The following is a 24,849-nucleotide window of genomic DNA, read 5'->3' as shown; positions in this document are numbered from 1 at the left end:
CCCGAATTGAAGAGAAAGCCATGAGCAGCCTGACCGTCACCCCACTCAGCACCGCCCTCGGCGCGCAGATCAGCGGCGTCGATATCTCCCAGCCGCTGAACCTCGAACAGCGCGATGCGATCGAGCAGGCACTGCTCAAGCACCAAGTGCTGTTCTTCCGCGAGCAGCCGATCAACCCGCAACAGCAGGCACGCTTCGCGACGAACTTCGGCGACCTGCATATTCACCCGATCTACCCGAATGTACCGGAACAGCCAGAAGTGTTGATCCTCGACACCACTCATACCGATGTGCGTGACAACGCCGTGTGGCACACCGACGTGACCTTCCTGCCGACCCCGGCCCTTGGCGCGGTGCTCAGCGCCAAGCTGTTGCCGGAGTTTGGGGGCGACACCTTGTGGGCCAGCGGTATTGCGGCGTACGAAGCCCTGTCGACGCCTCTGCAAAACCTGCTGCAAGGCCTGACCGCGACCCACGATTTCGTCAAATCCTTCCCGCTGGAGCGCTTTGGCACCACGCCTGAAGCCTTGGTTCAGTGGGAGGCCGCCCGCAAGAAAAATCCGCCGCTGTCGCATCCGGTGATCCGCACGCACCCGGTGAGCGGGCGCAAGTCGTTGTTCGTCAATGAAGGCTTCACGACGAAGATCAATGAGCTCTCGGAAACCGAAAGCGAGGCGATTCTGAAGCTGCTGTTCGCCCATGCTACCCGGCCGGAATTTACCATTCGCTGGCGTTGGCAGGAGAACGACGTGGCGTTCTGGGATAACCGCGTGACCCAGCATTTTGCGGTGGACGATTACCGGCCGGCACGGCGAGTGATGCACCGGGCGACAGTGTTGGGGGATGTGCCGTTTTTCCGCTGAGATGATCATTCCCACGCGGGGCGTGGGAATGATCATTACGGGGTTATTCCGCCGTCGAAGGCTTCTCCCACAAATTGATCCCGCCCTCCTGGGCAAAGCGGTCAATTTCTTCCAGTTCCTCAACGCTGAAGCTCAAGTTTTTCAACGCCCCGACGTTCTCGATAATCTGCTCTGGTCGGCTCGCGCCGATCAGTGCCGAGGTCACACGCGGGTCGCGCAGTGTCCAGGCCAGGGCCATTTGCGCCAAACTCTGGCCACGGCGCTTGGCGATTTCGTTGAGGGCGCGCACCAGGGCGATGTTGGCATCGGACAGGTGCGAGGCTTGCAACGAGTCACCGCCCGGACGATTGACCCGTGCATCTTTGGGTACGCCGTTGAGGTACTTGTCGGTCAACAACCCTTGAGCCAACGGCGTGAAGGCAATCACACCCGCGCCGAGTTCATCGGTGGCGTCCAGCAGATCCTTTTCCACCCAACGGTTGAGCAGGTTATAGGCCGGCTGGTGGATCAACAGCGGGACTTTCCATTCTTTCAGCAGTGCAGCCATTTCGCGGGTTTTCGCCCCGGAATACGACGAGATACCGATGTACAGCGCCTTGCCCTGCTGCACGGCGGTGGCCAGCGCACTAGCGGTTTCTTCCAGCGGAGTGTCCGGGTCGAAACGGTGGGAGTAGAAAATATCCACATAGTCGACGCCCAAGCGTTGCAGGCTCTGGTCGAGGCTGGCCAGCACGTATTTGCGCGAGCCGCCGCCCTGGCCGTAAGGGCCCGGCCACATGTCCCAACCGGCCTTGCTGGAGATGATCAGCTCGTCGCGGTACTGCTTGAAGTCTTCGCGCAGCAAACGGCCGAAATTGATCTCGGCACTGCCGTACGGCGGGCCGTAGTTGTTGGCCAGGTCGAAGTGATTGATACCCAGGTCGAAGGCAGTACGCAGCAAGGATCGCTGGGTATCGATCGGCGTGCTGTCGCCGAAGTTGTGCCACAAGCCCAGCGACAGTGCCGGCAGCACCAGCCCGCTGCGACCGACGCGGCGGTAAGGAATGGAGTCGTAACGATCAGCAGCAGCGGTGTAAGTCATCGAGCCCTCTCTTGTTATGAGCGACGAAGTCGTCAGCGTTGCCCAGCATACGCTCAGGCAACGCATTCAAAACGGGGAGTTCGACTAAATGCTGAAACGTTTCATACAGTTCTTGATTTTGTCCTTACGCCGACAGTTCGCGCAGGGCCGCTGCTGCCAGAAACCCGGATCTTGAGTTGTACCGTTGATCGCGTCTGACCGTCTGATCAATGCGCTCCAGCAACTGCTCTGGCAACGTTGCATTGAAACGCACGGACTTGCCGAAATACGGCGTCACATCAAACTCGACCACTGCCCAAACACCTCCCGCGTAATCCGGGTTTTCGAAGTGCTCGTCGATCTCGCGCACCTGCGGCAACGGATCGCCATCAGCGACCAGTCCTTCGTAATGCAACGCCAGCGCTTCTTTAACGTTTTCGAGCGCCTGCGCCACCGTTCCACCTGCTGAGAAACAACCCGCAACGTCGGGGATGATCACGCCTTAATCTGAGTCGGCATCCTTGTGCAGTACGACTGGGAATTTCATGGGAATAGGCCCTTCCAATCCGCCCCCATCGGGGCGTTGATCGATATTCTCCAGGCTCATTTCAAGCCCGCCTGTTTCAAAATGCTGTTGATTGTTCCCCTTGTCGTCAGCATCTGCTGCGACTTTACCCGGCAAAGGGACACCCCAATACACACCATACACACTCGGTTAAATATTAGCCCATCGCAAACACCCGAACTCGTGGCGACATGTGTCGGTTGTGCGGGCAGAACATCGACACCGGCATTGGAGGTGCCCGCCAGTGGGTTGGTTTAAGCGCCATTGTGCTAAACGGCGCCTATGCTCGGTATGACAAATACCGACTCAGGAGCACACTTCATGCACACCACGATCATCATCACCTTCGGCCTGGTCTTGCTGGCGCTGATGCTGTTCATCGGTGAAAAGCTCGGCTTCAGCCGCCAGACCCTGACCTACAGTTTCGTCGTCCTGTGGCTGGCGCTGACGGTGATCAACGGCGCTATCGGCATGATCACCGCCGGGCAACCGCTAATCTCCGAATTGATGGTGGGCTTCATGGTGTTCAGCGTACCGGTGGCCGCTCTGGTGTTGTTCATGACCTTGAACATCGCCTGAGCAGCACCGGCCTCGATCAGCGCACCAGATGCAGGAACTGCATGTGTCGCTCGTACTGATCGAGGATGTCGTTGATGATTTGCTCCTTGGTGTAGCCCACCAGATCGTAATCCTGACTGCCTTCGCTCAGGTGCACTTCAGCCCGGTAGTAGCGACGGTTGTTGAGCTCTTTGGAGCCCATCCCGCCACGGGCGAAGGACGGTGTGAAGTAACCGCGCATTTGCGCCTGGTAGATGAACGGATGCTGCTCACCGTGACCAATTTCCAGGCTGACACTGTCGTTGGCCGGGTCCGGTTGGGTGACTACGTTCAAGCCTTTTTCAGCGAACACCGCCGTCACTTCTTCAATCGCCGGACGCACCGTCGTGTCGAGAAAACGGTACACCTCGTCACGCGACGGAAAGTGCACAGCCTGACTCAGACGCTGACGCCAGCCACCCTTACCGCGCCGTGACGACGCCGAGACCGGCGCCAACGAATGCAACTGGGCGATCTGCTTTTGCGATTCGAGGTAGAACGCCTTGTGCAGCCCCCACATCATCAGCAACAGAATCAGCGAGAACGGCAACGAGGTCAGTACCACCGCTGACTTCAACGAGTCGATGCTGCCGGCAAACAACAATGCACTGGTGACCAGCGCGGTCATCGCGCCCCAGAACACCCGCAACCATTTCGGCCCGTCTTCATCGGCGTTACCGCCCTTGGCCGACAGCGTCGAGAGCACCACGGTGCCGGAGTCGGCCGAGGTGACGAAGAACACGAAGCTGATGAACACCGTAACGGCGATCACCGTTTTACTCCATGGGTAGGTTTCCAGCAGCAAGTAGAGGGTCATCGACGGGTTCTCGATGGCCGACAGGCCAAGGGCACTCATGCCGTGGTTGAGTACCTGGTCGATGGCGCTGTTACCGAAGATCGACATCCACGCCAGGGTGAAGCCGAGCGGAATCAACAGCACACCGAAGACGAATTCACGGATGGTCCGACCACGGGAAATACGTGCGATGAACAGGCCCACGAACGGCGACCACGCGATCCACCAGGCCCAGTAGAACACCGTCCAGCCGCCCAGCCAGTCGCTGGGTTTGTCATAGGCATAAAGGTCGAAACTCTTCATCGGCAAGGCGCCGAGGTAATCGCCGAGGTTCTGGATCAGAGTATTGAGCAGGTGCTGGGTAGGGCCGGCGAACAACACGAACAGCAACAACGCACAGGCCAGCAGCATGTTGATGTCGGACATCACCCGCACGCCTTTATCGACGCCGGCGACGGCGACGATGATCGCCGCGCCCATCATCAGCGTGATCAGGCCGACCTGAATCCACTGGGTATGGGCAATGCCGAACAAGTAGTCGAGGCCGGAGTTGAGGTGCAACACGCCGAAGCCCATGTCAGCGCCCAGACCGAACACCGTGGCGATGATGCCGAAGCCATCCACCGCGTAACCGATCGGGCCGTTGATGCGTTTGCCGATCAGCGGATAAAGCGCCGAGCGCAGGGCCAGCGGCAGGTTATGCCGATAGGCGAAATAGGCCAGCGCCATGCCGACAAACGCGAACACGCCCCAGCCGTGGAGGCCCCAATGCAGAAACAGCACCTGCATCGCCTGGCGTGCCGCATCGGCCGTGCCGGCCTCGCCCTGCGGCGGTTGCAGCATATGCGTCAGCGGTTCAGACACGCAGAAGAAGAACAGCGTGATGCTGATCCCGGCGGCAAACAGCATGCCGGCCCAGGACAGGTAACTGAATTCGGGCTCGTCGTGGTCGGCACCGAGCTTGATCTTGCCGTAGCCGGACAAGGCGGTGACCACCACGAAGACCAGATACAGGGTCATCGCCAGCATGTAGTACCAGCCGACCGTGTTGGCCGCCCAGTTTTGCGCCGCCAGCAACCAGGCGCCAGACTCTTGCGGGAAGGCGATGACCACCAGGCCGAACAGTAAAATGAAGGTCGCCGCGAAGTAGAACACCGGCGGATTCATGCGGATCTGGCCGCTTGGAGGGGTGAACGATGCACTCATGAAACGTGCACCTCGAGGGGGTAAAACGTGGCTGTCAATAACGGACTCAGCAAAGGCTAGCCTCCTGTTGTGAGCGGGCAGCGAACCACCGGTTTAACTTGAATGAACGTTCAAGTTAAACATGGATAGGCTGTGAGGACTAATCGCGAGGTTCGGCGGTACGTCTGTGGCGAGGGAGCTTGCTCCCGCTGGGACGCGCAGCGGCCCTAAAAACATAGAAGCTGACGACTGCTTCGCCCGAACGCGGACCGGCCGACGGGAGCAAGCTCCCTCGCCACAAAAATGAGTGCCTTCACGCCAGCTCAAGGAGGGAATGGCTGGAACTATCATCAGCCTCAGGGCTTACTTCTGCGTCCCGTCATCATGCTGCAAGTTCGCCTGGGTCAAATTGCATCCGGCCGGTACGCTGCGAGTCAGCCAGACGTTGCCGCCGATGGTCGAGCCCTTGCCGATGGTGATCCGCCCGAGGATGGTCGCACCGGCATAGATCACCACATCGTCTTCGACGATCGGATGGCGCGGATGGCCTTTCTGCAACTGGCCGTCTTCATCGGCCGGGAAGCGTTTGGCGCCGAGGGTCACGGCCTGGTAAATGCGTACCCGCTCGCCGATGATCGCGGTTTCGCCGATCACCACGCCCGTGCCGTGGTCGATGAAGAAGCTACGGCCGATCTGCGCGCCCGGGTGAATGTCGATGCCGGTGGCCGAGTGCGCGATTTCCGCACTGATCCGCGCCAGCAATGGCAGCCCGGCGCGGTACAAATGGTGGGCCAGACGATGGTGAATCACCGCCAGAATCCCCGGATAGCACAGCAGCACTTCATCGACACTGCGTGCTGCCGGGTCACCGTGATACGCCGCCAGTACATCGGAATCCAACAGGCTGCGCAGACCTGGCAAGGCCAGGGCGAAATCCTGGATCAGGCTGATCGCCCGCGCCTCGACTTCGGTATCGACCTGGGCGCTTTGCCGTGCGACGTAGCGCAACTCCAGCCGCGCCTGAGCCAGCAGCGCATTCAGCGCCACATCCAGCGTATGCCCGACGTAGAAGTCTTCACTCTCCTCGCGCAGATCCACCGGGCCCAGGCGCATCGGGAACAGCGCACCGCACAATGCTTCGAGAATCTCCGCCATCGCCGCACGCGATGGCAGCTCACGCCCGCCCTGCTCGCCGCTGATGCGACCGTTCTGCGCACGCCACTGGTCGCGGGCGGTGCGCAGTTGGCTGACGATGGTCTGTAATTGCCAATGGCTGGAACGCTGGCTCACGGTAAAACTCCTCACGTGCGGCGGCCGGACAGTAAGGCCGCCTGAACGGCATTCACTTTACGGTATGCGCTCAAAACGGAATTAAGAACGAATTGTGCTGTTCTCAGCACTTTTTGGCATAAGCGACATTGTCGGTTGCCCGAGCAAATCGGCCTGCCTATAGTCCAGTCATCTCCCACAACCCGTGCGGCCCCATGATCAAACAACAGCTGGCTCGTTTTAATCGTCTGGACCTTCTTGCCAATGCTACCGCGCTGGAAAAACTCGAACGCTTGTCGACCTGGCTAGGGCGTGATGTCTACGTCAAACGTGACGACCTGACACCGTTGGCCATGGGCGGCAACAAGCTGCGCAAACTCGAATACCTCGCCGCCGACGCGCTCGCGCAAGGTGCCGATACGCTGATCACCGCTGGCGCCATCCAGTCCAACCATGTGCGTCAGACGGCAGCGCTTGCCGCCAAACTGGGCCTGGGCTGCGTCGCCTTGCTGGAGAATCCGATCGGCACTGATGACAGTAATTACCTGGGCAACGGCAATCGCCTGCTGCTGGACTTGTTCGATGCCAAGGTCGAGCTGGTAGAGAACCTCGATAACGCCGACCAACAGTTACAAGCCCTGGCCGAGCGTCTGCGCAGTAACGGCAAAAAACCTTATCTGGTGCCGATTGGCGGCTCCAACGCCTTGGGCGCGCTGGGCTATGTACGAGCCGGACTGGAGCTGGCCGGGCAAATCGAGGACAGCGGCCTGGAGTTCGCCGCCGTGGTGCTGGCTTCGGGCAGCGCCGGGACTCACAGCGGTCTGGCGTTGGCGCTGAGCGAAGTACTGCCGGACTTGCCGGTGATCGGCGTCACCGTTTCGCGCAGCGACGAAGACCAGCGACCGAAAGTCCAGGGCCTGGCCGAGCGCACTGCCGAACTGCTGGGCGTGAACCTGCCGGCGAGTTTCAAGGTGCAATTGTGGGACGAGTATTTCGCTCCGCGTTACGGCGAGCCGAACGCTGGAACCCTCGCTGCCGTCAAGTTGCTGGCCAGCCAGGAAGGGCTGTTGCTCGACCCGGTCTACACCGGCAAGGCCATGGCCGGCTTGCTCGACGGTATCGGCCGGCAGCGCTTCAATGACGGCCCGATCATCTTCCTGCACACCGGAGGTGCGCCGGCGTTGTTTGCCTATAGCTCGGCGTTTTGAGCCAGCCGGAAAAAGATCTTCTGTGGTGAGGGAGCAAGCTCCCTCACCATAGGAATTACACGAAGCATTTATATTCCAATAAAGAATAACAAGCTGAATTTATATTATTTTCACATCTAAAAGCCTCGTCATATAGTCGCGCCGCAGGCGCAATTGCCGCGAGACGCATACGCTGCTTTTAGGGCACGATGTTGCAGCCGTTCAATTCTCGGTTTTGCCTGCTTCTCCAAAAAACGTCTTCATAAAAAAACACAGGGGCTTGTCATGAATTTTTCCGCATTTCGTCGAAATCTGCTGGTGGGCTCGCTGGGCCTGGTACTCGGTGCTGGCCTGTTGGGGCAAGCAGTGGCCGGTGAGCAGCTGCAAAAAATCAAGGAAGCTGGCGTGATCAACGTCGGCCTGGAAGGCACTTATCCACCGTTCAGTTTCGTCGATGCCAACGGCAAACTGGCCGGCTTCGAAGTGGAGTTCTCCGAAGCCCTGGCCAAAGAGCTGGGCGTGAAGGTCAAACTGCAACCGACCAAATGGGACGGCATCCTCGCGGCGCTGGAGTCCAAGCGCCTGGACGCAGTGATCAACCAGGTGACCATCTCCGAAGAGCGCAAGAAGAAGTATGACTTCTCCGAGCCTTACACCGTTTCCGGGATTCAGGCGCTGGTGCTGACGAAGAAGGTTGCGGAGCTGAACATCAAGACCGCCGCCGACCTGACCGGCAAGAAAGTCGGCGTAGGCCTGGGCACCAACTATGAGCAGTGGGTAAAGGCCAATGTGCCGGGTGCTGAAGTCCGCACCTACGAAGATGATCCGACCAAGTTCCAGGACCTGCGCGTTGGCCGCACCGACGTCATTCTGATCGACCGCCTCGCCGCGCTGGAATACGCCAAGAAGGCCAAGGACACCACCGCCGCTGGCGAAGCGTTCTCCCGTCAGGAAGCCGGCATTGCCCTGCGCAAAGGCGAGCCTGAGCTGCTGGCTGCGGTGAACAAGGCCATCGACAAGCTGCGTGCCGACGGTACGCTGAAAAAGCTTTCGGAAAAATACTTCAGCGCTGACGTCACCCAATAATGGAAGAAGCTTTCCAACTCGCACTGGACTCCGCGCCCTTTTTGCTCAAGGGCGCGTATTTCACGGTCATCCTCAGCCTGGGCGGGATGTTCTTTGGTCTGTTGCTGGGGTTTAGCCTGGCCTTGATGCGCTTGTCGCGCTTCAAGCTGGTGAGCTGGATCGCCCGCATCTATGTGTCGTTCTTTCGCGGCACGCCGTTGCTGGTGCAACTGTTCGTGATCTATTACGGCTTGCCGCAATTGGGTATCGAACTTGATCCGCTGCCAGCGGCCTTGATCGGCTTCTCGCTGAACATGGCTGCCTACGCCTGCGAAATCCTCCGTGCCGCGATCAGTTCCATCGAACGCGGCCAGTGGGAAGCCGCTGCCAGTATCGGCATGACCCGCGCGCAAACCCTGCGCCGGGCCATCCTGCCGCAAGCTGCGCGAACGGCGTTGCCGCCACTGGGCAACAGCTTCATTTCGCTGGTCAAGGACACCGCGCTGGCGGCGACCATTCAGGTGCCGGAACTGTTCCGTCAGGCACAGCTGATCACCGCCCGTACCTTCGAAATTTTTACCATGTATCTTGCCGCCGCACTGATCTACTGGGTGCTTGCAACGGTGCTCTCGCACCTGCAAAACCAGTTGGAAGAGCGGGTCAATCGGCACGACCAGGAGTCCTGACCCCATGATTGTCGTGGAAAAACTGACAAAGCAGTTCAAGGGTCAAGTGGTGCTCAATGGCATCGATCTGAAGGTTGAAGAAGGCGAGGTGGTGGCAATCATCGGCCCTAGCGGCTCGGGCAAGACCACCTTCCTGCGTTGCCTGAACTTTCTTGAAGAACCCACCAGCGGCCGGATCAAGGTCGGCGACATCGAGATCGATGGCAGCCGCCCGCTGAACCAGCAGCAGAGCCTGGTGCGCCGGTTGCGCCAGCATGTCGGTTTCGTGTTTCAGAACTTCAATCTGTTCCCTCATCGCACGGCCCTGGAAAACGTCATCGAAGGCCCTTTGGTGGTGAAGAAAATGCCAAAGGACCAAGCATTGGCGCTGGGTCGAAAACTGCTGGCCAAGGTCGGCCTGGCAGGCAAGGAAGACGCCTATCCGCGCAGGCTGTCCGGTGGGCAGCAACAGCGCGTGGCAATCGCCCGGGCGCTGGCCATGGAGCCGGAAGTGATTCTCTTCGACGAACCAACCTCGGCGCTCGATCCGGAACTGGTCGGCGAAGTGCTGGCGGCCATTCGCAGTCTGGCCGAAGAAAAACGCACGATGGTCATCGTTACCCACGAAATGAGTTTTGCTCGTGATGTGGCGAACCGGGTGGTGTTTTTCGACAAGGGCGTCATTGTCGAACAAGGTGAAGCAAAGGCATTGTTTGCCAATCCAAAAGAAGAACGAACCCGACAATTCCTCAACAAGTTCCTCAACTCCCGAAGTTAACAATCACCATCAAAAATAGAGTAAGCACTGTCAACTTCCACGGAAGGAAGTGACATTTATCACACCACTTGACTCGTCTCACCCGCCTCCCGCCGATTTCCGTAATTAATTAATCACCCCAGTCGAAAGCGGTATATAGATACCTCCTGCAACATCCTCCCGCCACGTAACCTCCAACACACTCAGACTGATTCAATGCCGAAAAACACTGGAAACACTGGCTCACAAATCGAGCGCACCCAGGAAAAAGCCGAACAGCATGTCCATCGATCGCTAATTAGAGGTAGGAAATATCTGAATAGCCTGGCATTCCCACGTTCTCAACTTGCGTCTATTGACACCCCGTCGACCACTCCCTTATCTAGGCGCTAACAGGCATTTCACAGTACTTGAATATAGTTAATCGCCTACTACCCTAACGCCTTCGACACTTCCGAAATGGACTTCGCTGCGATGTTTCAAGGAGAACACACATGACTTGTATGTCGAACAAAGTTGAACTGGCGGCTCCCGGCCTGACGCAGTCGCCCGGCTCTGCCATCAACATCACTTCCGCTGCTTACCTGCTGATCGAAATACCACCTTATGCCGGTATGGACGAAGGTGATCTGATCGAACTGTTCTGGGATAACTGCTATGTGGCCTCAAAGGTGCTCAACCGCGCAGATGTCGGTCAGCCACTCAATCTGCGGGTTCCCGAGAGTTTTATCCGCAATGGCAGCTCGCGTATCCACTACCGGCTCATGCAAGTCGGGCAAGGCCCGGCGCTGTCCGCGGCGAAACAGGTCCAGGTCAAACTCGACTGCCCGGGTGGTCAGCCACACACCCTGTGTGCAGATGAAAACCAGCACCTGGAGCCATTGGGTATTCCCGAGATGATTCGCCGTCACGGGGTCAATCCGAACCAGATCAAACGTGGCGTGCCACTGATCATCGAACCTTATCTGAACATGGCGGCTGATGATGAAATCACCCTGCGCTGGGGCGATGTGCGCATGGACCTGCCCAAGATCAAACCCGGCGAAGTCGGCCACCCGATCAACGTCTGGGTGCCGCCCTCAGTGATTCTTGAAGCCGGTGAAGATAACCGGCTGGAAGTCACCTACTGCATCCTCGATCGCGTCGGTAACAACTCGCGCTGGGCGCCGGCACGCACCTTGAAAGTCGGCTGCGCCAATACCTACCTGAAAGTACCGGCCAGGAAGTGCTGAAGGCCCCTGCCCCCTGCGACCGATGAGATCCCTGTAGCAGCTGGCGCAGCCAGCTGCTACAGGGTTGCGTTACATCCGCCCATGCGAACAACCACAGGGCTGATGACACCCTTCTATGCATATTCCTAAAAGTTAGTTCATTAATTTTTTATACGCGTTTAGGGTATATGAACCGGACCACCGGACTTTCTTGATTTTGATTTCGCCGCACGCTGCGGCTTATCCATGAGAAGTGAGGTAGGTATGGTCAGGAACATAATCACCCCGGTGCAAATCGCCAGGGCATTGCGTGCAGCCAAGGAGCGGCGCTGATGTCTAATCTGGCAGATGCAAACGTTCAGAGTGATCTGGACATTCCCCCGCTGTTGTTGCCCGCGCACGTTTTGCGCAATGACGCACAAGCCCTCGAAGCAGCCCGTGAACTCGCTCAGGTCGCCCGCTTGCAAGCCGCGCGACGCGATCAACAGCGCAAGTTGCCCTGGGCGGAAATCGAACAATTCACCCGCAGTGGCCTGGGCAGTATTGCCATTGGCAAAGCGTTCGGCGGCCCCGAGGTTTCATTCGTCACCATCGCCGAAGTCTTCGCGATCATTTCCGCGGCCGACCCGGCACTCGGGCAAATCCCGCAGAACCACTTCGGGATTCTCAACCTGCTCCAGCACACCGCCAACGAACGACAGAAAAAGCAGCTGTTCCAGAGCGTGCTCGACGGTTGGCGAATCGGCAACGCGGGCCCGGAACGCGGCACCAAAAACACCCTGGAGCTCAAGGCCCGCATCACCGCCGACGGTGATGGCTACGTCATCAATGGTCAGAAGTTTTACTCCACAGGCGCGCTGTTCGCGCACTGGGTCGCGGTCAAGGCCCTCAACGACGACGACAAGCAAGTCATCGCTTTCGTCCGTCGCGGCACTCCGGGGCTGCGCATCGTCGACGACTGGTCGGGCTTCGGCCAGCGCACCACGGCCAGTGGCACCGTGCTGCTGAACAATGTGCGGGTCGATGCTGATCTGGTGGTGGAAAACTGGCGGATCAACGACAGCCCGAACATTCAGGGCGCCGTGTCACAGCTGATTCAAGCCGCCATCGACGCCGGCATTGCCCGCGGCGCCATCGATGACGCCATCAGCTTCGTTCGCGAACGCGCACGGCCGTGGATCGACGCCAACGTCGAACGCGCCAGCGATGACCTCTACGTGATTGCCGACATCGGCAAACTGAAAATCGAACTGCACGCCGCCGAAGCGCTGCTGCGCAAAGCCGGAAAAGTGCTCGATCAAGTCAGCGCCGCGCCGGTCACCGCCGAATCCGCCGCACGCGCCTCGATTGCCGTCGCCGAAGCCAAGGTGCTGACCACCGAGATCTCGCTGCTGGCCAGCGAAAAGCTCTTCGAACTGGCCGGCAGCCGCGCCACCCTCGCCGAGTTCAACCTCGACCGCCACTGGCGCAACGCACGCGTGCACACCCTTCACGATCCGGTGCGCTGGAAATACCACGCCGTGGGCACTTATCACCTGAACGGCACAAAACCAGCCCGCCATTCCTGGATCTGAACGACCAGAACACTTTTGACCAGATCTCTGGAGAAACACATGACTCTTTCTCACCCCGTCGCGGTCATCACCAGCGATGAACAAGCCCTTGTCGTCGCCAGCGATCTGGCCGAAGACTTCAAACGCGACAGCGCCCTGCGCGACCGTGAGCGACGCCTGCCCTACCCCGAACTGGAAGTCTTTTCGCGCTCCGGCCTGTGGGGCATCAGCGTGCCCAGGGAATACGGCGGTGCGGGGGTTTCCAACGTCACCCTGGCCAAAGTCATCGCACTGATCGCCCAGGCCGACGGTTCGCTGGGGCAGATCCCGCAGAACCACTTTTATGCCCTCGAAGTGCTGCGCGTAAACGGTACATCCGAGCAGAAAAAACGCCTGTACGCCGAAGTCCTCGCCGGTCAGCGCTTCGGCAATGCACTGGCCGAACTCGGGACCAAAACCGCTCTCCACCGGGTCACCAGCCTGACTCCCGATGGCAACGGTTTTCGCATCAACGGCCGCAAGTTCTACTCCACCGGGGCGATCTACGCACAACGGATTCCGACCACGGTGGTCGATGAAAACGGCGTCCAGCAACTGGCCTTCGTCCCGCGTCACAGCCAGGGCCTGACGGTCATCGATGACTGGAGCGGCTTCGGCCAGCGCACCACCGGCAGCGGCTCGGTGGTGTTCGAAGACGTCTACGTCTCGGCAGATGACGTGATCCCGTTTCAAAGCGCCTTCGAACGTCCGACCCCGGTCGGCCCGCTGGCGCAGATTCTTCATGCGGCCATCGACACCGGCATTGCTCGCGCAGCCTATGAAGACGCGCTGCATTTCGTGCGAAGCAAAACCCGCCCGTGGATCGACTCCGGCAATGACAACGCCACCGAAGACCCGCTGACGATCAAAAGCTTTGGCCACCTGAGTATTCGCCTGCACGCGACGGAAGCACTGCTTGAACGTGCAGGAGAATTCCTCGACCGCGCCCAGGCCGACACCAACGCCGAAACGATCGCGGCGGCCTCGATTGCCGTGGCCGAAGCGCGTGCCATCAGCACCGAGATCTCCCTGGCGGCCGGCAGCACGCTGTTCGAATTGTCCGGCAGCCAGGCCACCCTCGCCGAGCACGGGCTGGATCGTCACTGGCGCAACGCCCGCGTGCACACCCTGCACGACCCGGTGCGCTGGAAGTACCACGCAATTGGCAACTACTACCTCAACGATGAAAACCCGCCACTGCGAGGGACTATTTGATGCCCTCGCCTCTGACAAAGAAAAAAAAGATCCTGCTCAATGCCTTCAACATGAACTGCATCGGGCACATCAACCACGGCCTGTGGACTCATCCACGGGACAACTCGACCCAGTACAAGACGGTCGAGTACTGGACCGAACTCGCGCAGTTGCTGGAGCGGGGCTTGTTCGACGGGCTGTTCATCGCCGACATCGTCGGGGTGTATGACGTCTATCAGCACTCGGTCGATGTGCCGCTCAAGGAGTCGATCCAGTTGCCGGTCAACGACCCGCTGCTGCTGGTGTCGGCCATGGCCGCGGTGACCAGGAACCTCGGCTTTGGCCTGACCGCCAACCTGACGTATGAGCCGCCGTACCTGTTCGCCCGGCGCCTGTCGACCCTCGATCACCTGAGCCGTGGCCGGGTCGGCTGGAACATCGTCACCGGCTACCTCGACAGTGCCGCCAAGGCCATGGGCCATCGCTCCCAGGTCGAACATGACCGACGTTACGACCAGGCCGATGAGTACCTTGAGGTGCTGTACAAACTCTGGGAAGGCAGTTGGGAAAACGATGCGGTGATCAACGACCGCGAGCAGCGGGTCTACGCCCAACCGAGCAAAGTGCACAAGGTCGAACACCACGGCGAGTTTTATCAGGTCGAGGGTTATCACCTCTGCGAGCCCTCACCGCAGCGCACGCCAGTGCTGTTTCAGGCCGGCAGTTCGGATCGCGGCCTGGTGTTCGCCGGGCAACACGCCGAGTGCGTATTCATCAGCGGCCAGAACAAGGCCACGACCAAGGTGCAGGTGGACAAGGTCCGCGCCAGCGCCACCGCTGCCGGGCGCAACCCCGAGGACATCAAGGTCTTCATGGGGCTGAACGTAATCGTCGGTGCGACCGAGGAGCTGGCCTGGGCCAAGCACGCTGAATACCTGAGCTACGCCAGCGCCGAAGCCGGGGTGGCGCATTTCTCGGCGTCCACCGGGATCGACTTTTCCGAATACGAACTCGATGAACCGATCCAGTACGTGAAAAGCAACGCCATCCAGTCCGCCACAAAAAACCTGCAAAACAACGACTGGACCCGACGCAAGTTGCTGGAGCAACACGCCTTGGGCGGCCGCTACATCACCGTGGTCGGCTCGCCTGAACAGGTCGCCGATGAGCTGGAATCCTGGATCGCGGAAACCGGTCTGGACGGCTTCAACCTGACCCGCATCGTCACCCCGGAAAGCTACGTCGATTTCATCGACCTGGTGATTCCCGAGTTGCAACGCCGCGGGTCGTACAAGACCGCTTATGACGAAGGCACCTTGCGCGAAAAGCTGTTTCACGCGCAGGCGTATTTGCCCGAGCAACACACAGGATCCACCTACCGACACTAACCGTTGTGGCGAGGGAGCTTGCTCCCGCTCGACTGCGCAGCAGTCGCGCAACCTCCTGCCGAGTTTTAACAGGCACGCCTCATTGAATGGTTTTGGGACCGCTGCGCGGCCCAGCGGGAGCAAGCTCCCTCGCCACAAATATGAGTCACACATTCAATAATTGACTGGAAACCCACCATGAAAAACAACCTGCTCACCCTCCCAGTCAAAGCACTGGCACTGGCCTTCGGCCTCTTCAGCTCCATGACTTTCGCCACCGACGCACCGCTGAAAATCGGCACCACCGCAGCCTTCGCCATCCCATTGGAAGCAGCGGTCGAAGAGGCCGGCAAACAAGGCCTGAAGGTCGAGCTGGTGGAGTTCAGCGACTGGATTGCACCGAACGTCAGCCTGGCCTCGGGCGACATCGATGTGAACTACTTCCAGCACATTCCGTTTCTGGAAAACGCCAAGGCCGCTGCCGGGTTTGATCTGGTGCCGTTTGCGCCGGGCATCATCAACAACGTCGGCCTGTACTCGAAGAAATACAAAAGCTTCGACGAGCTTCCCGAGGGCGCCAGCGTGGCCATCGCCAACGACCCGATCAACAGCGGTCGCGGCTTGCAACTGCTGGCCAAGGCCGGGTTGATCACCCTCAAATCGGGTGTGGGCTACAAGGCGACCGAAGACGACATCGTCGCCAATCCGAAAAAACTGAAAATCCTTCAGGTCGAAGCCGTGCAACTGGTACGTGCGTATGACGACGCCGATCTGGTGCAGGGCTACCCGGCCTACATTCGCCTGGCCAAGACCTTCGATGCCGGCTCAGCGCTGCTGTTCGACGGCCTCGACCACAAGGAATACGTGATCCAGTTCGTGATCCAGCCAAAAAGCAAAACCGACCCGCGCCTGATCAAGTTCGTCGACATCTACCAGCATTCGCCGGTGGTTCGCGCAGCCCTGGACAAGGCCCACGGCAAGCTCTACCAAGCTGGCTGGGAAGGCTGACCATGAATGCCGCCAACGCCCAGCTTCAACTAGAAATCCCGCCGTCTCGCAGCGCTGAACAAACTGAGCTGCACCCCGAGCTCAACCGCGCCCATGTGCGCTTTATCGGTGTGGGTAAAACCTACAACGGCCAGCAAGGCCCGGTCGCTGCGCTGCACGGCATCGACCTGGCGATCCAGCGCGGTGAAGTGTTCGGCATCATCGGCCGCAGCGGTGCCGGCAAGTCCTCGCTGATCCGCACCATCAACCGCCTCGAACAACCGAGCACCGGTCGGGTGCTGATCGATCAGGTGGACATCGGCGAGTTCAATGAAGACCGTCTGGTGGCGCTGCGGCGACGGATCGGCATGATCTTCCAGCACTTCAACCTGATGTCGGCGAAAACCGTGTGGCAGAACGTCGAGCTGCCGCTCAAGGTCGCCGGCGTGCCGAAAGCCGAGCGTGAACAGAAGGTCCGTGAACTGCTGGAACTGGTCGGTCTGCAAGGCAAACACCAGGCCTATCCGGCGCAGCTCTCGGGTGGGCAAAAACAGCGTGTCGGCATCGCCCGGGCGCTGGTGCACGACCCGGCGATTCTGCTTTGCGATGAGGCCACCTCGGCGCTTGACCCAGAGACCACGCAATCAATCCTCGGCCTGCTGCGCGAGATCAATCAGCGCCTCGGGCTGACGATCATTCTGATCACCCACGAAATGGCGGTGATCCGCGATATCTGTGATCGGGTGGTGGTACTCGAACACGGGCGGATTGTCGAGCAAGGACCGGTCTGGGAAGTGTTTGGCAACCCGCAGCACGATGTCAGTAAAACCCTGCTGGCGCCTCTGCAACATGGCTTGCCGGAGGAACTGCAAAGCCGCTTGCAGGCGCAAGCGCAATCGTCGGAATCGGCGGTAGTGCTGCGCTTGCAGTTCACCGGCAACAGCACTGATGAGCCTGATCTGGCGGCGTTGTTCAGTGCGCTCGGCGGTCGCGTGCGCTTGCTGCAAGGCGGCGTCGAACGGATTCAGGGGCACGCCCTAGGGCAATTGTTATTGGCGGTAACCGGTTCGTCCTTGGGCGCCGAAGAGTTGCGCCAGCGCGCCAGTCACTGGGCACAACAGGTGGAGGTGCTGGGTTATGTGGTTTGATCGATTGCTGCAGGGCGTTATCGACACGTTTCTGATGGTCGGCGTGTCATCGCTGATCGCGCTGTTGGCGGGTATTCCGCTGGCGGTGATTCTGGTCACCAGTTCCAAGGGCGGCATCTATGAAGCGCCTGCGCTGAACCGTGCGCTGGGGGCCTTCGTCAACCTGTTCCGCTCGATCCCGTTCCTGATCCTGATGGTCGCGCTGATCCCCTTTACCCGCTTGATCGTCGGCACCACCTACGGTGTCTGGGCCGCCGTGGTGCCGCTGACCATCGCCGCCACGCCATTCTTTGCGCGCATCGCCGAGGTCAGCTTGCGCGAGGTCGACCACGGCCTGATCGAAGCCGCCCAGGCCATGGGCTGCCGACGCTGGCATATCGTCTGGCATGTGTTGTTGCCCGAGGCGCTGCCGGGAATCGTCGGTGGTTTCACCATTACTTTGGTCACGATGATCAACTCCTCGGCCATGGCCGGCGCCATTGGTGCTGGTGGACTGGGCGACATTGCGTACCGCTACGGGTATCAGCGCTTTGATAGCCAGATCATGCTGACGGTGATTGTGTTGCTGGTGATTCTGGTGGCGGTGATTCAGCTGGGTGGGGATCGGTTGGCTCGAGGATTGAACAAGCGCTGAACGATCATCGGCATGGGAACGATCTTCCTCAAGGGGTATATTCGGCGAACTCACCCTTTGCCTGCGCAGCCGCCATGAAACACACCCCCGACGACCTCAAACAGATCACCGCGACCACTCTGGGCCATTATGATCAGGTGGCCGAGAGTTTCCGTGAAGGCACACGCGACCACGATGTCAGCCAGAACATCGACGCGCTGTTGCGGCACATACAGGGCTCGGCGCCGTTCACCCTGCTCGATTTCGGCTGTGGCCCCGGCCGCGACCTGCAAACCTTCACCCGCATGGGCCATATCGCCATTGGCCTCGACGGCTCCGAACGTTTCGCCCAGATGGCCCGCGAGGACAGCGGCTGTGAGGTCTGGCAGCAAGACTTTTTGAAACTCGATCTGCCGGCCGAACGCTTCGACGGGATCTTCGCCAACGCGGTGCTGTTTCATGTTCCGGTTCAGGAGTTGCCTCGGGTGCTGAAACAGTTGCACGGGACGTTGAAGCCGGGCGGTGTGTTGTTCAGTTCGAATCCACGCGGGGATAACCGCGAAGGCTGGAATGGCCCGCGCTTTGGCGCGTATCACGACCTGGCGGCGTGGCAAAAGCTGCTGACTGAGGCGGGGTTTGTCGAGCTGGAGCATTACTACCGGCCAGCTGGGCTGCCGCGGGATCAGCAGCCTTGGTTGGCGAGTGTCTGGCGTAAAGCCTCTTAGGCATAATCGTTCCCGCGCTCCATTCAGGTCGACAAGGAATTCCGGCGCAGCTCGGCCGTCAGCTCGTCTATGCGCGGGTGCAGCGCCTTGCCGAAGGCCTCGCAGCCAGCAGGGCAAAGAAACTCAGGCCAACGACGAACTTCCGTCCGGGACCGGCGTTGCACAGCAACAACCGCACACTTTTGAGGATCATCGTTCTGCCGACAATAAGGCACACTGCCGGGCAACACAGCAGGAGCTCGCGGATGCTCAAAACCCTCGCGGTGGCCAATTACCGCTCGATCAATAAATTGGTGATCCCGCTCGGGCGCCTGAATCTCATCACCGGGCCCAATGGAAGCGGCAAATCCAACCTTTATCGCGCTCTGCGGCTGTTGGCCGAAACCGCTCAGGGCGGCGTGGTCAACGCACTCGCGCGCGAAGGTGGGCTGGATTCGACCTTCTGGGCCGGCCCGGAAAACATCAGCCGGCGCATGCGCAACGGTGAGGTGGCGGTCGAAGCCAGCGTGCGCCGGTCGCCCAAGCGCTTGCGCCTGGGCTTTGCCGGTGAGGATTTCAGTTACGCAATCGCCCTGGGCCTGCCGGAACCGTCGCGCTCAGAATTTTCCCTGGACCCGGAAATCAAGCGTGAATGCATCTGGTCGGGGCCGCTGTACCGCCCGGCGAGTCTGCTGGTGAATCGTGCAGGGGCGGTGATTCGCTCGCGGGTCGAGCGCGATTGGGAGGTGCTGGCCCAGCACACACCGGCATTCGACAGCCTGTTCGATCAGGTCGGCAGCCTGCACGCCTCGCCAGAGGTATTGCAGCTGCGTGAGTTCATTCGCCGTTGGCGCTTTTACGATCACTTTCGCAGCGACGCCGAGGCGCCGGTTCGTCAACCACAACTGGGCACGCGCACGCCGGTATTGCATCACGATGGCCGCGACCTGGCGGCAGCGTTGCAAACCATCATAGAAATCGGTGATCCCGAGGCGCTGCACGCGGCGATCAGCGATGCATTCCCCGGCGCCCGGCTGAACATCCAGCCGCTGCAAGGCGCGCGGTTTGCCATCGAGTTTTATCAGGAAGGATTATTGCGACCACTGTCCGCCGCCGAGCTGTCGGACGGGACCTTGCGTTACTTGCTGCTGATCGCCGCCCTGCTGACGCCAAGGCCGCCGACGCTGATGGTGCTCAACGAACCGGAAACCAGCCTGCACCCGGACCTGCTGCCGGCATTGGCGCGACTGATCATCCGCGCCTCGGAGCAGTGCCAGGTGTGGGTGGTGTCCCACGCCAGCCGCTTGATCGCAGCATTGCAGCAAGCCCCCGAATGCAACGCCATCGTGCTGGAGAAAAGTTTCGGCCAGACGGGGATCGTCGGCCAGGGGATGCTGGACGAACCTGCGTGGAACTGGCCGGACTGAGCCTACACAGATCGCTCCCATGCTCCCTCGCCACAAGAGCATGGGAACGCTCAAACAATCAGCCCTGCCACTTCCCGCCTTCGACAATCACGCTTTCAGGGTGGGTGTCATCGCTCAGTTCTTTACGCACGTACTGGTCGTAAAGCTTGAGCAGGTATTTGTCTTCACCCAGCTTCGCCAGCTCGGCGTTGACCCAGTCACGCAGTTCGATGTTGCCCTTCTTTACCGCAGGCGCAATCGGTGCCTCGGCACCGAGGGTTTCGGTCAGCACGCGGTAGCCCGGGTTCTGTTTGGCCCAGCTGAACAGCACCAGGTTGTCTTGCGCATACGCATCACCGCGACCAGTGGCCAAGGCTTGCAGGGACTCGGAATTTTTCTCGAACTTCAGCAGCTTCCAGTCCGGGTGGTTCCTGGTCAGCCATATATCGGCAGTGGTGCCAGTGGTCACGATAGTGGTGCGGGTCGCCAGGTCATCGAGGTTTTTGACCGAACTTGCCTGCGGCACCAGCGCCTGAACCGCAACCTTGAGGTTCGGGTTGGTGAACTCCACCGCTTCCTTACGCTCCGGGGTGACGGTCATGTTGGCGAGGATCAGATCGACCTTGTCGCTTTGCAGGAACGGAATCCGGCTCGCCGGCTCGACCGCGACGAACTCGACCTTGTTCTCGTCGCCCAGCAGGTCCTTGGCAAATTGACGGCCAATGTCGGTGTCAAACCCCACGTAGCGTCCGGCTTCATCGACGAAGCCGAACGGCGGTTTGTCGGTGAATACACCAACGATCAGCTTGTCCCGCGCCTTGATTTTCTCCAGGTAGCTGGCCGCCGGTGCCGCGCTGGCGGTAGAGGCCGCAGGTTTGGCAGGCGCTTCGGATTTATTGCACCCGGCCAACAGCGCGAGGCCGAACAATGGGAGTAGCAGCAGTGAAGACTTGGCAGTTTTCATGAGGGTTCCAGTTCCTTTGCAAGTGTCTTTTTGGGCAGTGCTTCGACGTAGGAGAACTTCTCCAGGAACTGCTGCGCTCGTGCGGTTTGCGGGTTCGTAAAGAAAATCTCGGGAGGGTTTTGTTCGAGGATGCGCCCGGCGTCCATGAACACAATGCGGTCCGCCACCGCGCGGGCGAAAGCCATCTCGTGGGTCACGATCAACAGCGTCATGCCGTCGCGGGCCAGGCCCTGAATCACTTCCAGCACTTCCTTGACCATCTCGGGATCAAGGGCCGCGGTGACTTCATCGAACAGCATCACCTGCGGGTTCATGCACAGTGAGCGGATGATGGCGATGCGTTGCTGCTGACCACCGGAAAGCTGGCGCGGGAATGCCTCGCGCTTGTCCGCCAGACCGACCCGTTCCAGCAGCGCCAAGGCCTGTTCGCGAGCTTCACGCGCTGGGCGTTTTTGTACCTTGAGCGGGCCGAGCAGGAGATTGTCGAGCACGCTCATGTGCGGGAACAGGTGATAACTCTGGAACACCATGCCGATCTGCTGGCGCACTTCGCGCCAATCGGTGGTTTTGCTCAGCAACTCGCGCCCGGCGAAACGCAACTCGCCGCTGTGGGCGACTTCCAGACCGTTGAGGCAACGCAGCAAGGTGCTTTTGCCGCAGCCGCTGGGGCCGAGGATGACGATCACTTCGCCGGTTTTGACGCTTAAGTCGATCCCGCTGAGGACCTGATGCTCACCGAAGAACTTGTTGAAACCCTTGAATTCGATCAATGCACTCATGCTTGCGTCCAGCGCCGTTCCAGCACGCGGGAAGCGGCCGAAAGCGGGTAGCAGATAAAGAAGAAAAACAGGAATAACGCGCCGTAGATCAACACCGACTCGTAGGTACGCTCGATGATCTGCTGGCCGACCTTGATCACGTCGACCACACCGATCAACACCGCCAGCGAGCTGGTCTTGATGATCCGCGTGTAGACGTTGATGGTCGGTGGCGTCATGCGTTTCAGTGCCTGGGGCAGCAACACGTAACCGAACAGCTGGGGGCCGGACAGCCCGATCGACAGCCCCGCTTCACGCTGGCCACGAGGCAAGGAATGCAGGGCGCCGCGCACCACTTCACCGACTTCACTGGCGCCCCACAACGACAGCACCAGCACCGCACACCAGAAACTCGGCAGGCTCAGGCCGAAAAAAATCGGCAGGCCGAAGAACAGCAAATACAGCCAGACCAGCACCGGGATTGCCCGGAACAGCTCCAGATAGACTCGCAGCAACGCGTTCAACCACTTCGAATTCAGACTGCACAGCACGCCGTAGAGCACTCCGCCCACCGTGCTGATGGCGATACTCAAAAACGAAATCGACAAGGTTTGCGCAGCGCCTTTGCCTAACTGCGGCAAAGACACCCAAAGCAGCTCAAGACCCGAACTGGCCATGCTGGAGCCTCCTTTCCAGACGGCTGAGCAGCAGCGACAACGGCAAGAACAGCAACACGCAGATCAGCGTCAGCACGGCGAGCATTTCGTAGGTTTTGTAATACAGCGCGATGTAGCTCTTGGTGGTGTAGAGAATCTCCGGCACCGCCACCGCCGAGACCACGGTGGTTTCCTTGAGCAGGAAAATGAAGTTGGCGAACAGCGATGGCAGGCTGAGGATCCCCGCTTGCGGCAGGATCACGTAACGCAGCAATTGCCAGTGCGACAAACCGATCGAGCGCCCCGACTCCAGTTGCGCCGCAGGCACCGCTTCAACGCCGGCCCGCAACACTTCAGTGAGGTAGGCGCCGCCAAGAAAGGTCATGGTGATGATCGCCGCGGCAAAACCGGAAACCTTCACCCCAAGCGCTGGCAATGCAAAGTAGACGAAGAACAGTTGAATCAGCAGCGGCGTGTTGCGCGCCAACTCCACGTACAACGCCACCAGGCGCTGCAAGTACGGCGTGCGGAACACCAGGAGCGTCGCGTTGATCAGGGCGACCAGCAACGAAGTGCCGATGGCGATCAGACCGACCTGCAGCGTCACGCCTACAGCGCGCAGAAACGCTGGCAGGGTGCTGAGGATGAAAGCGTAATCGAACGTCATTGAAGATCCTGAACGCCGCAGGGTAAGCGACGGTGGCGCAGTCCATTGGGCTGTGGATAACAACCCGGCAGGCACTAACCTTAAAGGTATAAAAAGAAACATTTAAATACCGATAAAGCATATTGATATCACGCAAAAAACTATTCGCTGGATTGGCGGCAGCAGCAGGAGACAGCTATTTCCCTTTGCGCTGTAGGAAGGATCTTTTTTTCAGATTGCCCCTCCAAGGACGAGCAGCGTGCGGCCACACTCCCCGGCCAAACCATCACAAGGACGATAAAAATGGCAGACGTGAAAACACCCCAGCGGCTGGATCCGCAGGACATCGTGAAGTTATTGACGGCGTTACGCCGGGCGTTGAAGGCCAGAGTGACCTGATTGATCTTGTGATCTTGTGGCGAGGGAGCTTGCTCCCGCTGGGGCGCGAAGCGGCCCCTATAGGGCCGAGCATGTCGTAACAGACGTATGTGATGAAGGGCAATTACGGTGGCTTCGCCGCCGAGCGGGAGCAAGCTCCCTCGCCACAGGAAATACGACCACGCAAAAACGCCGACGCTATCGAAAGCCGTCGGCGTTGAAACCTCGAAGGGGTTTACCGCTCAATCAGAACGCTGGCAGTACCGCGCCGTTGTACTTCTTGGCAATGAATGCCTTCACTTCAGGGCTGGTCAGGGCCTTGGCCAGTTTCTGCATCGCTACGCTGTCCTTGTTGTCTGGACGCGCGACCAGGAAGTTCACGTAGGGCGAATCCGCACCTTCGATCACCAGTGCATCTTTAGCCGGGTTCAGACCCGCTTCCAGCGCGTAGTTGGTGTTGATCATGTCCAGGTCGACCTGATCCAGCACACGCGGCAGCATCGCCGATTCCAGTTCCTTGAACTTGAAGTTGTGCGGGTTCTTGGCGATGTCTTTCGGGGTAGCCAGGGCGTTTTTCGGGTCTTTCAATTCGATCAGGCCGGCTTTCTGCAACAGGATCAGCGCACGGCCGCTGTTGCTGCCTTCGTTCGGGATAGCGATGGTCGCGCCGTCTTTCAGCTCAGCCAGGGTTTTAACCTTTTTCGAGTAGCCGCCGAACGGTTCGACGTGGACGCCGATCACAGTCACCAGGTGAGTGCCTTTGCCTTCGTTGAAGCTTTGCAGGTACGGCAGGGTCTGGAAGTAGTTGGCGTCCAGACGCTTCTGATCGACCTGCACGTTCGGTTGTACGTAGTCGGTGAAGACCTTGATTTCCAGATCCACGCCTTCTTTGGCAAGGGTCGGTTTGATCAGTTCGAGGATCTCGGCGTGCGGCACCGGCGTTGCGGCAACCACCAGTTTTTCGCCAGCCTGGGCCAGGCCCGCAGTCAGGGCAGCCGCCAATGCGGTGAACAACAGAACCTTTTTCATGCAGTGTCCTTATTTGTCGTTGTCGACAACGGCTAAAAAATGAAATGCCAGTGACGTGCTATCGCTGGTGTGGTGCGGACGATACCGAGATTTTTTATTCCCGAACAATATCTTTTATTCACTTTCATATTCCATTTTGTTCATACACAAAAAAGACACCTAACTCCTGTGGCGAGGGAGCAAGCTC

General features: G+C 59.5%; 25 protein-coding genes. 15 read left to right on the top strand and 10 right to left on the bottom strand.

Annotated elements, in window-relative coordinates; translation table 11 throughout:
• Positions 1-20: 20 nt before the first annotated feature.
• Positions 21-863, top strand: a complete 843-nt coding sequence (tauD, locus tag AO353_RS11710; RefSeq protein WP_054595089.1) for a taurine dioxygenase — start codon at positions 21-23, stop codon at positions 861-863.
• A 43-nt stretch (positions 864-906) separates the two neighbouring features.
• Here tauD and mgrA read toward each other — a convergent pair whose 3' ends face one another.
• From mgrA to AO353_RS31535, 3 genes are all read right to left on the bottom strand, one after another.
• Entirely contained in the window at positions 907-1,944 is a 1,038-nt protein-coding gene (mgrA, locus tag AO353_RS11705; RefSeq protein WP_054595088.1) for an L-glyceraldehyde 3-phosphate reductase, read from the bottom strand.
• Positions 1,945-2,068: 124 nt separating this feature from the next.
• Positions 2,069-2,422 carry a type II toxin-antitoxin system HicB family antitoxin gene (locus tag AO353_RS11700; RefSeq protein ID WP_237142979.1) on the bottom strand — a complete coding sequence of 118 codons (354 nt, stop codon included), beginning with the start codon at positions 2,420-2,422 and terminating at the stop codon, positions 2,069-2,071.
• Positions 2,423-2,425: 3 nt separating this feature from the next.
• Entirely contained in the window at positions 2,426-2,605 is a 180-nt protein-coding gene (locus AO353_RS31535) for a hypothetical protein (RefSeq protein WP_237142978.1), read from the bottom strand.
• Positions 2,606-2,809: 204 nt separating this feature from the next.
• Between AO353_RS31535 and AO353_RS11695 the strand changes: the two genes are divergently transcribed.
• A complete protein-coding gene (locus tag AO353_RS11695) occupies positions 2,810-3,067 on the top strand; it encodes a hypothetical protein (protein WP_054595087.1) in 258 nt (85 codons plus the stop codon).
• Between the two features lie 16 nt (positions 3,068-3,083).
• On the opposite strand, the gene betT is transcribed toward AO353_RS11695, so the two are convergent.
• Together betT and epsC are read right to left on the bottom strand one after the other, a co-directional pair.
• A complete protein-coding gene (gene betT, locus AO353_RS11690; protein WP_162491283.1) occupies positions 3,084-5,048 on the bottom strand; it encodes a choline transporter BetT in 1,965 nt (654 codons plus the stop codon).
• Positions 5,049-5,429: 381 nt separating this feature from the next.
• Positions 5,430-6,356 (bottom strand): serine O-acetyltransferase EpsC, encoded by a 927-nt coding sequence (epsC, locus tag AO353_RS11685; protein ID WP_054595085.1) that lies wholly within the window; start codon positions 6,354-6,356, stop codon positions 5,430-5,432.
• A 194-nt stretch (positions 6,357-6,550) separates the two neighbouring features.
• Between epsC and AO353_RS11680 the strand changes: the two genes are divergently transcribed.
• From AO353_RS11680 to AO353_RS11620, 13 genes are all read left to right on the top strand, one after another.
• A complete protein-coding gene (locus AO353_RS11680; RefSeq protein WP_054595084.1) occupies positions 6,551-7,543 on the top strand; it encodes a D-cysteine desulfhydrase in 993 nt (330 codons plus the stop codon).
• Positions 7,544-7,807: 264 nt separating this feature from the next.
• Positions 7,808-8,608 (top strand): cystine ABC transporter substrate-binding protein, encoded by an 801-nt coding sequence (tcyJ, locus tag AO353_RS11675; protein ID WP_054595083.1) that lies wholly within the window; start codon positions 7,808-7,810, stop codon positions 8,606-8,608.
• On the top strand, positions 8,608-9,273 hold the full coding sequence (gene tcyL, locus AO353_RS11670; RefSeq protein ID WP_054595082.1) for a cystine ABC transporter permease: 666 nt from the start codon (positions 8,608-8,610) through the stop codon (positions 9,271-9,273). The genes tcyJ and tcyL overlap by 1 nt, the downstream gene beginning before the upstream one ends.
• Before the next feature lie 4 nt (positions 9,274-9,277).
• Positions 9,278-10,030 (top strand): L-cystine ABC transporter ATP-binding protein TcyN, encoded by a 753-nt coding sequence (gene tcyN, locus AO353_RS11665; protein WP_054595081.1) that lies wholly within the window; start codon positions 9,278-9,280, stop codon positions 10,028-10,030.
• A 473-nt stretch (positions 10,031-10,503) separates the two neighbouring features.
• Positions 10,504-11,241 carry a hypothetical protein gene (locus AO353_RS11660; RefSeq protein ID WP_054595080.1) on the top strand — a complete coding sequence of 246 codons (738 nt, stop codon included), beginning with the start codon at positions 10,504-10,506 and terminating at the stop codon, positions 11,239-11,241.
• Positions 11,242-11,552: 311 nt separating this feature from the next.
• Positions 11,553-12,794, top strand: a complete 1,242-nt coding sequence (locus AO353_RS11655; protein WP_054595079.1) for an SfnB family sulfur acquisition oxidoreductase — start codon at positions 11,553-11,555, stop codon at positions 12,792-12,794.
• Positions 12,795-12,833: 39 nt separating this feature from the next.
• Positions 12,834-14,027 carry an SfnB family sulfur acquisition oxidoreductase gene (locus AO353_RS11650; protein ID WP_054595078.1) on the top strand — a complete coding sequence of 398 codons (1,194 nt, stop codon included), beginning with the start codon at positions 12,834-12,836 and terminating at the stop codon, positions 14,025-14,027.
• On the top strand, positions 14,027-15,394 hold the full coding sequence (locus AO353_RS11645) for an LLM class flavin-dependent oxidoreductase (protein ID WP_054595077.1): 1,368 nt from the start codon (positions 14,027-14,029) through the stop codon (positions 15,392-15,394). The genes AO353_RS11650 and AO353_RS11645 overlap by 1 nt, the downstream gene beginning before the upstream one ends.
• A 177-nt stretch (positions 15,395-15,571) precedes the next feature.
• Entirely contained in the window at positions 15,572-16,381 is an 810-nt protein-coding gene (locus tag AO353_RS11640) for a MetQ/NlpA family ABC transporter substrate-binding protein (RefSeq protein WP_054595076.1), read from the top strand.
• Positions 16,382-16,383: 2 nt separating this feature from the next.
• Positions 16,384-17,508 (top strand): methionine ABC transporter ATP-binding protein, encoded by a 1,125-nt coding sequence (locus AO353_RS11635; RefSeq protein WP_054595075.1) that lies wholly within the window; start codon positions 16,384-16,386, stop codon positions 17,506-17,508.
• Positions 17,498-18,142, top strand: a complete 645-nt coding sequence (locus AO353_RS11630; RefSeq protein ID WP_054595074.1) for a methionine ABC transporter permease — start codon at positions 17,498-17,500, stop codon at positions 18,140-18,142. The genes AO353_RS11635 and AO353_RS11630 overlap by 11 nt, the downstream gene beginning before the upstream one ends.
• A 74-nt stretch (positions 18,143-18,216) precedes the next feature.
• Entirely contained in the window at positions 18,217-18,846 is a 630-nt protein-coding gene (locus AO353_RS11625; RefSeq protein WP_054595073.1) for a class I SAM-dependent methyltransferase, read from the top strand.
• A gap of 245 nt (positions 18,847-19,091) precedes the next feature.
• Complete coding sequence (locus AO353_RS11620) at positions 19,092-20,252, top strand: AAA family ATPase (RefSeq protein WP_054595072.1); 1,161 nt, start codon at positions 19,092-19,094, stop codon at positions 20,250-20,252.
• Positions 20,253-20,310: 58 nt separating this feature from the next.
• On the opposite strand, the gene AO353_RS11615 is transcribed toward AO353_RS11620, so the two are convergent.
• The 5 genes from AO353_RS11615 to AO353_RS11595 all read right to left on the bottom strand — a co-directional run bounded on the left by AO353_RS11615 (position 20,311) and on the right by AO353_RS11595 (position 24,662).
• Positions 20,311-21,195, bottom strand: coding sequence for a transporter substrate-binding domain-containing protein (locus tag AO353_RS11615; RefSeq protein WP_054595071.1), 885 nt, complete (start codon positions 21,193-21,195; stop codon positions 20,311-20,313).
• The gene (locus AO353_RS11610) at positions 21,192-21,974 is read right to left on the bottom strand and encodes an amino acid ABC transporter ATP-binding protein (RefSeq protein WP_054595070.1); all 783 of its coding nucleotides are present in this window, start codon (positions 21,972-21,974) and stop codon (positions 21,192-21,194) included. The genes AO353_RS11615 and AO353_RS11610 overlap by 4 nt, the downstream gene beginning before the upstream one ends.
• Entirely contained in the window at positions 21,971-22,630 is a 660-nt protein-coding gene (locus AO353_RS11605) for an amino acid ABC transporter permease (RefSeq protein ID WP_054595069.1), read from the bottom strand. The genes AO353_RS11610 and AO353_RS11605 overlap by 4 nt, the downstream gene beginning before the upstream one ends.
• Positions 22,611-23,276: an amino acid ABC transporter permease gene (locus AO353_RS11600; protein WP_054595068.1), complete on the bottom strand. Its 666-nt coding sequence runs from the start codon at positions 23,274-23,276 to the stop codon at positions 22,611-22,613. Before AO353_RS11600 ends, AO353_RS11605 begins: the two co-directional genes overlap by 20 nt.
• Before the next feature lie 603 nt (positions 23,277-23,879).
• The gene (locus tag AO353_RS11595; RefSeq protein WP_054595067.1) at positions 23,880-24,662 is read right to left on the bottom strand and encodes a MetQ/NlpA family ABC transporter substrate-binding protein; all 783 of its coding nucleotides are present in this window, start codon (positions 24,660-24,662) and stop codon (positions 23,880-23,882) included.
• Between the last annotated feature and the right edge of the window lie 187 nt (positions 24,663-24,849).

This window comes from Pseudomonas fluorescens (assembly GCF_001307155.1).
In the GTDB taxonomy this organism is placed as follows: Bacteria; Pseudomonadota; Gammaproteobacteria; order Pseudomonadales; family Pseudomonadaceae; genus Aquipseudomonas; species Aquipseudomonas helvetica.
The sequence above is the reverse complement of the archived record's forward strand: the minus strand, read 5'-3'. Positions and strand labels throughout refer to the sequence as shown.